This is a genomic window from Luteibacter sp. SG786, assembly GCF_011759605.1.
In the GTDB taxonomy this organism is placed as follows: Bacteria; Pseudomonadota; Gammaproteobacteria; order Xanthomonadales; family Rhodanobacteraceae; genus Luteibacter.
Genome location: NZ_JAAOYX010000001.1, coordinates 2006982 through 2020073 on the forward strand (window position 1 = coordinate 2006982; position 13092 = coordinate 2020073).

The following is a 13092-nucleotide window of genomic DNA, read 5'->3' on the forward strand; positions in this document are numbered from 1 at the left end:
CAGGCGTGACACCGTGGCGTTCTGCTACGGTGGCGGCTTTCACGCCAAGGAACCCACGCATGACCGCGGAAACCTTCGACCTCATCGTTATCGGCGGCGGCTCGGGCGGCCTGGCCGCGGCGATCCGGGCCTCGAAACATGGTGCGAAGGTCGCGTTGCTGGAGCCGAACGAACTGGGCGGCACGTGCGTCAACGTGGGTTGCGTGCCGAAAAAGGCGATGTGGTACGCGGCGCAAATGGCCGAAGCGCAGTACATCGCGGTCGACTACGGCTTCCATGACAAGCCGGGCAGCCTCGACTGGCCGCGCTTCATCGAACGCCGCGACGAATATATCCAGCGCATCCGCGGGAAGTATGCGCAAACCCTCGACACGGGGCACATCACCCTCGTTCGCGAAGTCGGCCGCTTCCTCGCGCCGGATCGCATTCAGGCCGGCACCCGCGTACTGACCGCGCCGCACGTCGTCATCGCCACGGGTTCCTCGCCGCGCCGGCTGAACAAGCCGGGGTTCGAACTCGGCATCACCTCCGACGAATTCTTCGACCTGCGCGCCTGCCCACGCCGCGCGGCGATCGTCGGCGGCGGCTACATCGCCGTCGAGCTGGCCGGGGTGCTGCGCGCCCTCGGATGCGACGTGGACATGTATGTGCGCGGTCGCCTGATGGGCGGTTTCGACGAAGAGATGGCCGTGGTCCTTGGCGAAGAGATGCAGAAGCACGGCATCGTCATCCACTACGGCTGCCAGATCGAGGCCGCGCACGAGAAGGACGGCGTGCTTCTGCTCGACTGCGACAGCGGCTCGCGGCCGGGGCCCTATGACGTTCTGATCTTCGCGGTCGGCCGCGACTCGAACACCGCGTCGCTGGATGTCGGGCGCATCGGTCTGCGCACCGGCGAGCATGGCCACGTGGAGATCGACGACTACCAGAACACCAACGTGCCGGGGGTGTATGCCGTGGGCGACGTGACGCCGCGCATGCAACTCACGCCCGTGGCGGTGGCGGCGGGGCGGAAGCTGGCCGACCGGCTGTTCGGCGGCAAGCCGGATGCCAGGCTCGACTACGAAAACATTCCCAGCGTGGTGTTCTCGCACCCGCCGCTGGGCACCGTCGGCATGTCGGAGCAGCAGGCGCGCGAGCGCTACGGGGCTGCAGTGCACCTGTACAAGCAGTCGTTCATTCCCATGCAGCTCGCGCTGGCCCACCGGCCGATGACCACGCTGTTCAAGCTGATCTGCGTGGGCGACGACTCCCGCATCGTGGGCATGCAGATGCTGGGACCCGGCGTGGACGAGATCCTCCAGGGCTTTGCCGTGGCGATCAAGATGGGCGCGACCAAGGCCGACCTGGACGCCACGCTGGCCATCCATCCCACGGTGTCGGAAGAGATGGTGCTGATGGGAGATCGGGTGCCCGGTTGAGCGGTACACTGAAGGCATGAGCCCGTATACCCTGCATCGCGGCACGGCGCCGCTACTGATCAGCCTTCCGCACAACGGCAGCGCCATTCCCGACGAACTGGCCGCCCGCATGAAGCGTCCGGCACGCCGGTCGCCCGATACCGATTGGCACGTGGCCGAGCTTTACGATTTCGCCCGGGACATGGGCGCCAGCGTCATCAAGCCCTTCGCCTCGCGCTACGTGGTGGACCTGAACCGGCCGGCCGACGGTCACGCGCTGTACCCCGGCAGGAGCGAAACCGGCCTGGTGCCGACCATCCTTTTCAGCGGCGACCCCATCTACCGCCCCGGCGCCGAGCCCGACGCCGAGGAAATCGCGGAGCGGGTGAAACGCTGGTGGAAGCCCTACCACCGCGCCCTTGCCGACGAGCTCAACCGACTGCGCAAGGCCTTCGGGCGTGTGGTGCTGTGGGAAGGCCATTCCATCCGCAGCCACGTTCCCATGCTGTTCGACGGCCGGCTGCCGGACTTCAACATCGGTACCGCCGACGGGGCAAGCTGCTCGCCGGCGTTGCAGGCGAAGCTCGCCGCCTTGCTGGAGCGCCAGACCGACTACACGCATGCGGTGAACGGCCGCTTCAAGGGTGGTTACATCACGCGCCACTACGGCCAGCCGGAGCAGGGCGTCGACGCCGTGCAACTCGAACTCTCGCAGCTCAACTACATGGACGAGGATTCATTCGAGTACCTGCCCGCGAAGGCGGCCAACGTACAGCTTCTCATCGGCGACATGCTGAAGGCGTGTTTGGAGCATGCGGCTACGCCGTGACTCGCTGGCTAGGTACGAGCCGCTATAGCGGCGAGGGAGTTCAACCTGGCAAGCCGCAGGCTTTGTGTGGGAGCCGCTTCAGCGGCGATGGGTGCTCGCGCCAAGCCTGCCCGCTGCCGCGGGATCGCCGCTGAAGCGGCTCCCACCATGTCGGTCCGTTAACCCAGCGCCGCCACGCACTTCAGCTCGATGGCGATCGGCGTCGGCAGGGCATTTACCTCAACCGTGGTGCGGCATGCATCGACGCCAGCGAACGCTTCCGCATACAGGCGGTTGTACGCCGCGAAATCGTGGGCGATATCGGTGAGGTAGACGGTGACGTCCACCAGATCTTCGAAGCGCGCGCCGCTGGCTTCCAGCACCGTGCGCACGTTGGCGAACACCTGGCGGCATTGCGCCTCGATGTCGTAGGAAAGCAGGTTGCCATCCACGTCCATGACGTTGCCGGGAATGGCGTTGGTGGCCGGCTCGCGGGGCCCGATGCCGGAGAGGAACAGCAGCTGGCCCACACGTCGCGCATGGGGATAAGCCCCCACCGGGGCAGGCGCGCCGTCGGCGCGGATGATGTCATTGGCCATGGTCGATGCAGATGTTCCTGGCTTCGGTGAAGAAACGCATGGCTTCGAAACCGCCTTCGCGGCCCACGCCGGATTGCTTGGTGCCGCCGAATGGCGTGCGCAGGTCGCGCAGCATCCAGCAGTTGACCCAGACGATGCCGAAGTCGAGCCTGGCGGCGAAACGATGCGCGCGGGAGACATCGCGCGTCCAGACGGAAGCCGCCAGACCGTACGGCGTGCCGTTGGCGATCGCGAGGGCGTCTTCTTCACTGTCGAAGGGGATGAGGGTGACGACGGGCCCGAAGATCTCTTCCTGGTTCGTCGCTGTGTCGGGTGCCAGGCCCTCGATGACGGTGGGCTCGATGAACCATCCCCCGGCGCACCGGCCGCCGACATCGACCCGGCTGCCGCCGGTGAGCACGGTGCCGCCTTCGGCGCGGGCCCGTTCGATGCAGCCGGTCACCTTTTCGAAGTGCGCCTTCGAGACAAGCGCGCCAAGCTGGTTGCCGTCGTCGCGCGGATCGCCCACGCGCAGCGCGCGTACGCGCCGCAAGTAGTCATCGCGAAAGCGCTCGTAGATCGACCGCTGCACGAGCAGGCGTGAGCCACAAAGGCAGATTTCGCCCTGGTTGGCGAAGCCCGAGCGCACGATGGTCGCCATGGACGACTCGGCGAAATCGAAATCGTCGAAGACGATCGCGGGATTCTTGCCGCCGAGCTCCAGGGACACCTTCTTGAGGCGCGGCGCCGCGGCGGATGCGATGGCCACGCCCGTGCGCGTGCTGCCGGTGAAGGAGATGGCCTTGACCGCCTCGTGGGTGACGATCGCTTCGCCGACGGCGGGGCCGGTGCCGTGCACGATGTTGAGCACGCCGGGCGGAAAGCCGGCTTCCTCGACCAGCGTACCGAGCAGCCAGGCGGTATAGGGCGTGATTTCGGACGGCTTGGCGACCACGGCGTTGCCGGCGGCGAGCGCCGGCGCGATCTTCCAGGTGAAGAGGTAGAGCGGCAGGTTCCAGGGGCTGATGCAACCCACCACGCCGAGCGGAAGGCGCAGTGTGTAGTTGATGGCGCCGTGTTCCATCGCGTGCGATTCGCCGCTCCATTGGCTTGCGGCGGCGGCGAAGAAACGCAGGTTGGCGACGGCGCGCGGAATGTCGAGCGAGCGGGCCAGGGCCAGCGGCTTGCCGCTGTCCTGCGATTCCGCGTCGGCGAACGATTCCAGGCGGGCCTCGATGGCGTCGGCCAAGCGTCGCAGGCAGCGAGCGCGTCCTTCGGCGGAAAGGCGCGACCACGCCGGAGCGGCGCGGCTGGCTGCCACGACAGCGGCCGCCACGTCGTCGGGCCCGGAATCGGGGCAGTGCGCAAAGGCCTGGCCTGTCGCCGGGTCGATCACGTCGAGATAGTTACCGCCAAGCGGCGCGCACGGCCGTCCGTCGATCAGGTTGGCAAGGACAAGCATGGCCGCCTCAATTCAGCGCGCGTGTGCGGCCGCCGTCGACGGCGATGCTGGTGCCGTTGACGTATCCGGCCGCGGGGCTTGCAAGGAAGGCCACCATAGCCGCCACCTCGGCCGGTTCGGCGAAGCGCGCCGCGGGCACGCTCGCGAGAAGTCCCTTTTCCACTTCCTCCCGGGTACGTCCTGCCTTGACGCTGGATTCCACCAGGGCCTCGAGGCGAGGCGTGCGCGTGTAGCCGGGCAGGACGTTGTTCACGGTGATGCCATCGGCCGCGACTTCGCTGGCGAGCGTCTTGGCCCATCCCGCCATGGCGGCGCGTGTGGTGTTGGACACGCCGAGGTTGGGGATCGGTTCCTTCACCGACGTGGAGACGATGTTCACGATGCGCCCGTAGCGCGCCTCGCGCATGCCCGGCAGGCAGGCGTGGGCCAGCACTTGGGCGGCGACGACATGCTGGCGGTACGCGATGAGGAAGGCCTCGGGCTCGGCGTTCCACACCGGGCCGGGCGGCGGCCCGCCGCTGTTGTTCACCAGCACGTGCACGGCCCGGTCGCCGACGATGTCGGCAATGGTGGCGGCAAGCGCCTCGGTGTCGAGCATGTCCACGGCCACGTGGCGATGTTTCTGCCCGGCCTGGTTGGCCGGAAGTTCGGCGGCGAGCGCGGCGAGCGCGTCGGCGGAGCGGGAGAGCAGCGTGAGGCTGGCGCCGAGTTCGGCCAGTTCGAAGGCCGTGGCACGGCCCAGTCCTTGCGAGGCACCGCAGACCAGGGCGTGGCGACCGGTGAGACGAAGATCCATGCGGCGCTCCCTTCAAGGGGTGGACGGGCTCAGCCCTGTTTCATCGCCCACCACTGTATCGCCATTGCGGCAAACCAGCACGGCCAGGCGAGCCACGGCGCCAGGCGCCACACGCGCTGCCAGCGGTTCAGTTCGTCGTCGTCGAACAAAGCCGGTGCATCGGAGCGAAGCACCCGGCGCATCCGCAGCCAGTTCGCCATGCCGTTAGGCCGGCCGGTGTCGGCCTCGACGATGGTCTTCCAGTGGTCCGGGTAGCGCTTCCTCAGCAACGCGGTGAAGCGCCACTGGGCCACGAAGTGCAGAAGGAAGAAGGCGACCGCGCCGAGTAGGAGCAGGAGATAGAGGTAGACGGCGGTCTGCATGACGGATCAGCTGCCCTTTTCTTTGTCTTTGCTGCGCTTCTCCGGATCTTCGCCAAGGATGTCGGTGGTGACCACACTGCGAATGGTGGAGATGACGCCGTTGCCCTGCTGGGCTTTGGAGCAGACCGCGTTGTTGATGGCCTTCTTGTAGGTGTCGTTCTGCATGCCGACAAACAGCACGCCGTCCGGACCATGGGCGATCTTGAAGCTGCCGGCGGGGTTCATCTTCACCGGCGCCTCGGCCGAGAAGGTGGTGGGCGACTGCTCCCAGTAGGTCTGGCTCTTCTGCTGCTGCGCGGACGAATACACCACGAGGTAGCGGGCCTTGTCGTCCACCACCTTGAACTTGCCGAAGGCGCCGGTGGTCTCGCTCGTCCAGCCGATGTACTCGCACAGCTGGATGTCTTCCGAGTGCAGCGGCTGGAAGGCGTCGTCGAGCAGCACCACCGTCGGCGCGAACAGGTAACTGGAACTCAGCCAGCGCCCGTTGAGCTCCGACTTCATCGCGATGGTGTATGGCAACTGTGCGCCCTGCGGCAGGCGGAACGCGAGGAAGTAGCTGCGGTCGCCGTTGAGGCTGGCGACCGGGCTGTCCTTGTTCAGTTCGAACCGCTGCGGCTGCCAAGGCAGCATGTCCTGGTAGGACAGGTCGGCGAAGCTGCCGCAGCAGGGATTCGCCTCGTCCAGCGCCTTCCGCGCGATATCGATCGTGTTCGTCGGGTTCTCCGGCGGGCGGAGGTTCGGCGGCACGATGGAGCGGCAGGCACCCAGCGCCACGAGGGCGAGGGCGAGGAGCAGCGGACGGAGCAGGGAAGGGGGCATCATGATCTTGTCGTTGGCTAGAACTCGGCGCTCCCTGCCGCGCGGGGGTAGGGGATGGCGTCGCGGATGTTCGACAGGCCGCACACGTACACCAGCAGGCGCTCGAAGCCCAGGCCGAAACCGGCATGGGGCACCGTGCCGTAGCGGCGCAGGTCGCGATACCAGTCGTAGGTGGCCTTGTCGAGATGGAACTGGTCCATGCGGCGGTCGAGGTAGTCCAGGCGCTCTTCACGCTGGGCACCGCCGATGATTTCGCCGATGCCGGGCGCGAGCACGTCCATCGCGGCGACCGTCTTTCCGTCGTCGTTGAGGCGCATGTAGAACGCCTTGATCTGTTCGGGGTAGTTCATGACGACAACCGGACGCCCGATATGTTCCTCGGCGAGGTAGCGCTCGTGCTCCGTCTGCAGGTCGACGCCCCAGGCCACGGGGTGCTCGAACTTCTTGCCCGACTTCTGCAGGATCGACACGGCTTCCGTGTAGTCGATGCGCTCGAACGGCTTGGCGATGAAGGCTTCCAGGCGCGAGATGGCATCCGGCTGCACGCGCTCGGCGAAGAACGCCATGTCGTCGGGGCGCTCGTCCAGCACGGCCTTGAAGATGCCCTTGAGGAACAGCTCGGCCAGGTCGGCGTTGTCGTTGAGGTCGGCGAAGGCCACCTCCGGCTCCACCATCCAGAATTCGGCGAGGTGCCGCGTGGTGTTGGAATTTTCGGCGCGGAAGGTGGGCCCGAAGGTGTACACCTTGCTCATGGCCAGGGCGTAGCCCTCGACATTGAGCTGGCCGGACACCGTGAGGAAGGCCTCGCGACCGAAGAAATCCTTGCGGAAATCGATGCCGCCTTTCTCGTCGCGGGGCAGGTTGGTCAGGTCGAGCGTGGACAACCGGAACATGTCGCCCGCACCTTCCGCGTCGGAGGTGGTGATGATGGGCGTGTTGATCCAGAAGAAGCCTTGCTCGGTCAGGATCCGGTGGATCGCCGTCATCATCGTGTGGCGAACGCGCGTCACGGCGCCGAACAGGTTGGTGCGCGGGCGCAGGTGCGCCACCTCGCGCAGGAACTCCATCGAATGCTGCTTCGGCTGGATGGGGTAGGTGAGCGGGTTGTCGACGAAGCCGGTGACCTCGATCCGGGTGGCCTGGATCTCGAAGGCCTGACCCTTGCCCTGCGAGGGCACGAGCTTGCCGGTGGCGATGACGCCGGCACCGGCGGAGAGGCGCTTCACGTCCGTCTCATAGTTGGGGAGATCGGAGGTGGCCACCACCTGGATGGGGGCGAAGCAGGAGCCGTCGCTCACGTTCACGAACGAGAGCCCACCCTTGGACTCGCGCAGGGTGCGCACCCAGCCGCGAACCGTGACCTCGTGTTCGCCTGCGGCCGTGCCGCCGGCGAGAGCCTGCTTGACGCTTACCACCGTCATCGATTGAAACTCCGGAAAAGGCGCCACATGTTCAGCGCGTAAGAAGCACGACCCTATATGATAATGTAAGGTTCACGTGAACGGCACCGCTTCAATCGATATACCACGGCCAGAAAACGTTTTCATGATACAAATTACCCCCGCAGCATCTGATCGCATGCGCGACTTCCTGGCCCGTTCCCCCGAGGCCGCGGGCGTTCGTTTCGCCGTGAAGCGCATGGGCTGCTCGGGCTTCGGCTACGTGGTGGACCTGGCCGCCGACATCGCCGAGGACGACCGCGTGCTCGACATCGATGGCATCCGCGTGGTGGTCGACCCCAAGAGCCTCCCCCTGGTGGACGGCACTCTCATCGACTTCCAGCGCCAGGGGCTGAACGCCTCGTTCGTGTTCCATAACCCCAATGCCACGGGCGAGTGCGGGTGCGGCGAATCCTTCACGGTTTCCTAGCTGGCGCGTGGGACCGGCGTTGTGTGGGAGCCGCTTCAGCGGCGATGGGGTGCTTGCCGCAAGCTGGCCCGCTGCCGCGGGATCGCCGGCATAGCCGGCTCCCACAGGAAGCCAGCCTCTTGCTGTAAATCCCGGTTTCTCCTTACAATGCGCGGCTGGCCCTCTCCAAGGAGGGTCTTCTTGCCTCACCGCCCGCGCGGGAGGCTGCCATCCCCGTCAAGGGGTGCATCCACAAGGAGCCACCATGCGTCATTATGAAGTCGTGTTCCTGGTCCATCCGGACCAGAGCGAACAGGTGCCCGCCATGATCGAGCGTTACAAGACGCTGATCGAAGGCGACAACGGCAAGATCCACCGCCTCGAAGACTGGGGCCGCCGCCAGCTGGCCTACCCGATCGAGAACCTCGCCAAGGCTCACTACGTGATGCTGAACATCGAGGTTTCGCAGAACGCCCTGAACGAGCTCGAGACGGGTTTCCGTTTCAACGACGCCGTCCTGCGCCACCTCGTGATCCGTCGCGACGAGGCCGACACCGAGCAGTCCTTCATCCTGAAGAGCAAGGAAAAGGACGAGCAGAAGGGTTCGCGCCGCCGTGACGACGACAGCGACGGCGACGACCGCCGTGGCGGTCGCGACAACGACAACGATCGCGACAGCGACGACTAATCGGGGATCACAGCCATGTCCAAGTTTTTCCGCCGCCGCAAGTTCTGCCGCTTCACCGCCGAGGGCGTGAAGGAGATCGATTACAAGGATCTCAACACCCTCCGTCAGTACATCACGGAGAACGGCAAGATCGTCCCGAGCCGCATCACCGGCACGAAGGCCCGCTACCAGCGCCAGCTGGCGACCGCGATCAAGCGCGCTCGCTTCCTCTCGCTGCTGCCGTACACCGACAACCACGACGTCTGATCGTCCGCGCGCCCTTCCCATGCATGGGTGGGGCGCCCGGTGAACGACACTCGGACAACCAGTTTTGGCTGCGCGGGGCCCATCCCGTGCTAACGAAAGGAACATCCCATGGAACTCATCCTCCTCGAGAAGGTGAAGAACCTCGGCAACCTCGGCGACAAGGTCAACGTCAAGCCGGGTTACGGCCGTAACTTCCTCCTCCCGACCGGCAAGGCCGCTCGTGCCACCGCCGACAACATCGCCGCGTTCGAAGCGCGCCGCGCCGAATACGAAGCCAAGGCCAAGGAGCAGCTCTCCGGTGCCGAAGGCCGTGCGGCCAAGCTCGATGGCGCCGAGGTCACGATCGAAGTGAACGCTTCGCCGGAAGGCAAGCTGTTCGGTTCGGTCACCCCGCGTGACGTTGCCGAAGCCCTGACCGCCAAGGGTCTGGACGTCGACAAGAGCGAAGTGATCCAGGCCGAAGGCCCGTTCCGCAACACCGGCGATTACGAGGTCGTCATCGTCCTCCACGCCGACGTGCAGCAGACGGTCAAGGTCAAGGTGGTCGGCGCGTAAGCTCCGCGCCATCCGCAAGACCCGACGGGCGCCGCAAGGCGCCCGTTTTCGTTTCATCCCCAGGTTATCCACAGAGTTATCCTCTCAACGTGTGAGACTGCTCCGCGTATGATCGTCCCCACGGCCTGCCGCTCCGGCTGGTGCCGTCCGCAACACGAGGTAGTCCATGTCCTTCAATCCTGCTGAGCGCGGCGAGCGCAAGCGCCGGCGCGAGCCTTCCGCCATCGATGCGTTGCGTGTGCCGCCGCATTCCATCGAGGCCGAGCAGGCGGTGCTGGGCGGTCTCATGCTTTCGCCGGATTCGCTGGACAAGGTGGCCGACAAGCTCACCGACGACGACTTCTACCGTCGCGACCACCGCCTCATCTGGCGCGCCATCAACGAGCTGGCGAACAAGGGCATGCCTTGCGACGCCATCACGCTCGGCGACTGGTTCATCGCCAACGACATGGCCGAGATGGTCGGTGGCGCCACGTATCTCATGGAACTGGCGAACTCCACGCCGAGCGCGGCCAACATTGCCGCGTACGGCGACATCGTTCGCGAGAAGTCCGTGCTTCGCCAGCTGATCGACGCCGGCACGCTGATCACCGAAGACGGTTTCCGGCCCGAAGGCAAGAGCGTGCAGGAAGTGATGGAACTCGCCGAGCAGCGGGTGTTCCGCATCGCGGAATCCGGCGCGCGCGGCAAGAAGGACATCGTCTCGGTGCGCGAGGCCACGGCCGAAGCGTTCCGCATGCTCACCGAGCGCTATGAGAAGCGCGGCCAGCTCACCGGCCTGTCCACCGGCTTCACCGATCTGGACGAACTCACCTCCGGCCTGCAGCCCTCCGACCTGATCATCATCGCGGCGCGTCCCTCCATGGGCAAAACGGCATTCGCGCTCAACCTCGCGGAAGCGGCCGCCATGCGCGGCAAGAAGGCCGTGGCGGTGTTCTCGATGGAAATGTCGGCATCGCAGCTGGCCTTCCGTCTCATTTCCTCCCTCGGTCGCGTGCACGCGCAACACTTGCGCAATGGCGACCTGGCGGAAGAGGACTGGCCGCGCGTCACGTCCGCCATCACCATGCTTTCCGACGCGAAGATCTTCATCGACGACACGCCGGCGATGTCGCCGGTGGAAATGCGCTCGCGCGCGCGCCGCCTCCAGCGCGAGCACGGTCTCGGGCTCATCGTGATCGACTACCTGCAGCTCATGCAGGTGCCGGGCAACTCCGAGAACCGCGCCACGGAAATCTCGGAGATTTCCCGCGGCCTGAAGGCATTGGCGAAGGAACTCAATGTGCCGGTCATCGCACTGTCGCAGTTGAACCGCTCGCTGGAACAGCGCGCCGACAAGCGGCCGATGATGTCCGACCTGCGCGAATCGGGCGCTATCGAGCAGGACGCCGACGTCATCATGTTCATTTACCGCGACGAGTACTACAACAAGGAATCGGCGGACAAGGGCCTGGCCGAAATCATCATCGGCAAGCAGCGTAACGGTCCCACCGATACGGTGAAGCTGGCCTTCCTCGGCCACTACACAAAGTTCGAGAACTGGGCACCCGACTCCTACGTGGGCAGCTTCGACTAGCGAACTGTCGGTCGGCGCGGCTTGCTATCCTCGGCGGCACGTCCCGTATGGAGAGTGCCGATGTTCCGTTCCCACGTTTTCCTGGCCGCGGGCCTTCTCGCGGCAACCGCAGCCACGGCAGCCCCGCAGATCGCGGTGCCCGAACGTCCCACGGCGGAACAGCGCGCGGACATCGAACGTCGCCTCAACGACTGGCCCGCCCTGGGTCGTTACGCCAAGGACAATGCCGCGCTCGGCGCTCCGAAGCCCGGGCAGCCGCGCGTCGTCTTCATGGGCGATTCGATCACGGATGCCTGGGGGCGCGAGATCGGCACATTCTTCCCGGGCCACGACTACGTCAATCGCGGTATCAGCGGGCAGACCACGCCTCAGATGCTGCTGCGCTTCCGTCCCGATGTCGTGGCGCTCAAGCCGGCCGCCGTCGTCATCCTGGCCGGCACGAACGACATCGCGGGAAACACGGGGCCGACCACGCTGGAAGCGATCGAGGGCAACCTCGCATCCATGGCCGAACTCGCGAAAGCGAACGGGATACGCGTCGTCCTCGCCTCCGTCATGCCTGTGAGCGACTACGTAGGGAGTGGCCAGACGAAACAACGGCCGCCGGAGAAGATTCTCGCGCTCAACGCCTGGATCAAGGCGTACGCCGCGCGCGAGCACCTCGTCTACCTCGATTACTACACGGCGATGGTCGACACGCGCGGCGCGCTGAAGAAGGAGCTCAGCTACGACGGCCTGCATCCCAATGCCGCGGGCTATGCGGTGATGGCGCCGCTCGCAGAGAAAGCCATCGCGGAGGCGCTGCGCGGAGGCCGCTGACACCAAGACGCGGCGTCCGGTAAGTCAATTTTAGGACGACATCCTAAAGACGAATTGGTTGACAAGATCTAGCATCCCGCTCCCGTGATGCCTTCGCGTGGGTGCGCCCGACCGCGTGCAAGGCGGACCACCGGGCGCATCAAGGACCGTATCGATCATGGAAACCATCCAGAAGCACGCCGCCACGGCGTCGCTGGCGCTCGCCTGTGTCATCGCCATGTCGGGCTGCACCGCTGGCAATCCGCTTGTCACCCGTTCGCAGAAGGCGCACGAGGCGAAAGTCGCCGCCATACCGAAGTGTTCGCGGAAGCTCGGCACCATCTCGGTCATCGAGCCGGAAGGCGGCGTGCACTGGTGGACGCAGCAGCAACTCCCGTCGCCCACCAAGCTCATCAAGGTGTTCGTCAGCAAGTCGGGCTGCTTCACGCTGCTCGACCGCGGCATGGGCATGGACGCGGCCATGCGCGAGCGCGAACTGGCAACGGGCGGGCAGTTGCGTGGCGGTGCCAACGTGGGCAAGGGGCAGATCAAGGCTGCGGATTACGTGCTCGTGCCCGACCTCGTCTCCCGCAACAGCGATGCCGGTGGCGGCGCATTGAGCGCGATCGCGGGCGGCCTCATCGGTGGCGGTGCCGGCCAGTTGGTCAGCGCCATCAACATTCAGTCCAAGACGGCCGATGTCACGCTCACCGTCACCGACGTCCGTTCGTCCGAGCAGGTGGCTCTCGCGGAAGGACATGGCGAGAAGAACGACATCGGCCTCGGCGCCAAGGGGGTGTTCAACGGCACGCAGGGCGGCCTCGGCGCAGGTGTCGGCGGCTACTCGAATACGACCATCGGCCAGGTCATCACCATGGCCTACCTCGACGCCTACACCAAGCTCGTGGACGAGATGGGCGGCATGCCCGGCAACCCCTCGGCAGCGAACGCGCGCCAGTCGGGCACGATACGCGTCGCCACACGCATGTTCGAGAACTCGACCATGAAGGGCAAGGTGGTGCGCCTGCTCGACGTCGGGATGACGGTGTATCCCACTGGCGAGAAAGCGGGGGCGATCTGGCAGGTGGAGGACGAACACGGCAACCGGGGGTGGGTGTCTTCCGTCCATTTCGACCTGGCGAAATGAACCCGT

The 13092-nt window shown here is 65.8% G+C and carries 15 protein-coding genes; 9 read left to right on the top strand and 6 right to left on the bottom strand.

What is annotated here, in order from left to right:
- Positions 1–59: 59 nt before the first annotated feature.
- Both gorA and hutG read left to right on the top strand, forming a co-directional pair.
- Positions 60–1421 carry a glutathione-disulfide reductase gene (gorA, locus tag FHS47_RS09230; RefSeq protein ID WP_167026010.1) on the top strand — a complete coding sequence of 454 codons (1362 nt, stop codon included), beginning with the start codon at positions 60–62 and terminating at the stop codon, positions 1419–1421.
- 16 nt (positions 1422–1437) lie between these two features.
- A complete protein-coding gene (gene hutG / locus FHS47_RS09235; protein WP_167026013.1) occupies positions 1438–2229 on the top strand; it encodes an N-formylglutamate deformylase in 792 nt (263 codons plus the stop codon).
- A 158-nt stretch (positions 2230–2387) separates the two neighbouring features.
- Here the strand turns inward: hutG and FHS47_RS09240 are convergent, their stop codons facing one another.
- The 6 genes from FHS47_RS09240 to asnS are packed head-to-tail and all read right to left on the bottom strand — an operon-like array spanning position 2388 to position 7649.
- Positions 2388–2807 carry a RidA family protein gene (locus FHS47_RS09240; protein ID WP_167026016.1) on the bottom strand — a complete coding sequence of 140 codons (420 nt, stop codon included), beginning with the start codon at positions 2805–2807 and terminating at the stop codon, positions 2388–2390.
- Positions 2797–4248, bottom strand: coding sequence for an aldehyde dehydrogenase (locus FHS47_RS09245; RefSeq protein WP_167026019.1), 1452 nt, complete (start codon positions 4246–4248; stop codon positions 2797–2799). The genes FHS47_RS09240 and FHS47_RS09245 overlap by 11 nt, the downstream gene beginning before the upstream one ends.
- A gap of 7 nt (positions 4249–4255) precedes the next feature.
- Positions 4256–5044 (bottom strand): SDR family oxidoreductase, encoded by a 789-nt coding sequence (locus FHS47_RS09250; RefSeq protein ID WP_167026022.1) that lies wholly within the window; start codon positions 5042–5044, stop codon positions 4256–4258.
- Between the two features lie 29 nt (positions 5045–5073).
- The gene (locus FHS47_RS09255) at positions 5074–5406 is read right to left on the bottom strand and encodes a hypothetical protein (protein ID WP_167026025.1); all 333 of its coding nucleotides are present in this window, start codon (positions 5404–5406) and stop codon (positions 5074–5076) included.
- A 6-nt stretch (positions 5407–5412) separates the two neighbouring features.
- The gene (locus FHS47_RS09260; RefSeq protein WP_167026028.1) at positions 5413–6231 is read right to left on the bottom strand and encodes a MalM family protein; all 819 of its coding nucleotides are present in this window, start codon (positions 6229–6231) and stop codon (positions 5413–5415) included.
- Positions 6232–6245: 14 nt separating this feature from the next.
- Positions 6246–7649 (bottom strand): asparagine--tRNA ligase, encoded by a 1404-nt coding sequence (gene asnS, locus FHS47_RS09265; RefSeq protein WP_167026030.1) that lies wholly within the window; start codon positions 7647–7649, stop codon positions 6246–6248.
- A gap of 124 nt (positions 7650–7773) precedes the next feature.
- Here asnS and FHS47_RS09270 point away from each other — a divergent pair, with 124 nt between their 5' ends.
- The 7 genes from FHS47_RS09270 (at position 7774) to FHS47_RS09300 (ending at position 13086) form a co-directional block, all read left to right on the top strand.
- Positions 7774–8097, top strand: a complete 324-nt coding sequence (locus tag FHS47_RS09270) for an iron-sulfur cluster assembly accessory protein (protein WP_167026032.1) — start codon at positions 7774–7776, stop codon at positions 8095–8097.
- A 244-nt stretch (positions 8098–8341) separates the two neighbouring features.
- Positions 8342–8764 (top strand): 30S ribosomal protein S6, encoded by a 423-nt coding sequence (gene rpsF / locus FHS47_RS09275; RefSeq protein ID WP_166699056.1) that lies wholly within the window; start codon positions 8342–8344, stop codon positions 8762–8764.
- Between the two features lie 15 nt (positions 8765–8779).
- Positions 8780–9010: a 30S ribosomal protein S18 gene (gene rpsR, locus FHS47_RS09280; protein ID WP_045830959.1), complete on the top strand. Its 231-nt coding sequence runs from the start codon at positions 8780–8782 to the stop codon at positions 9008–9010.
- Between the two features lie 108 nt (positions 9011–9118).
- On the top strand, positions 9119–9565 hold the full coding sequence (gene rplI, locus FHS47_RS09285; protein WP_167026035.1) for a 50S ribosomal protein L9: 447 nt from the start codon (positions 9119–9121) through the stop codon (positions 9563–9565).
- Between the two features lie 166 nt (positions 9566–9731).
- Positions 9732–11141, top strand: coding sequence for a replicative DNA helicase (locus FHS47_RS09290; RefSeq protein WP_167026038.1), 1410 nt, complete (start codon positions 9732–9734; stop codon positions 11139–11141).
- Between the two features lie 60 nt (positions 11142–11201).
- Positions 11202–11960 (top strand): SGNH/GDSL hydrolase family protein, encoded by a 759-nt coding sequence (locus FHS47_RS09295; RefSeq protein WP_167026041.1) that lies wholly within the window; start codon positions 11202–11204, stop codon positions 11958–11960.
- 157 nt (positions 11961–12117) lie between these two features.
- Positions 12118–13086, top strand: coding sequence for a CsgG/HfaB family protein (locus tag FHS47_RS09300; protein ID WP_167026044.1), 969 nt, complete (start codon positions 12118–12120; stop codon positions 13084–13086).
- The last annotated feature ends 6 nt before the right edge of the window (positions 13087–13092 follow it).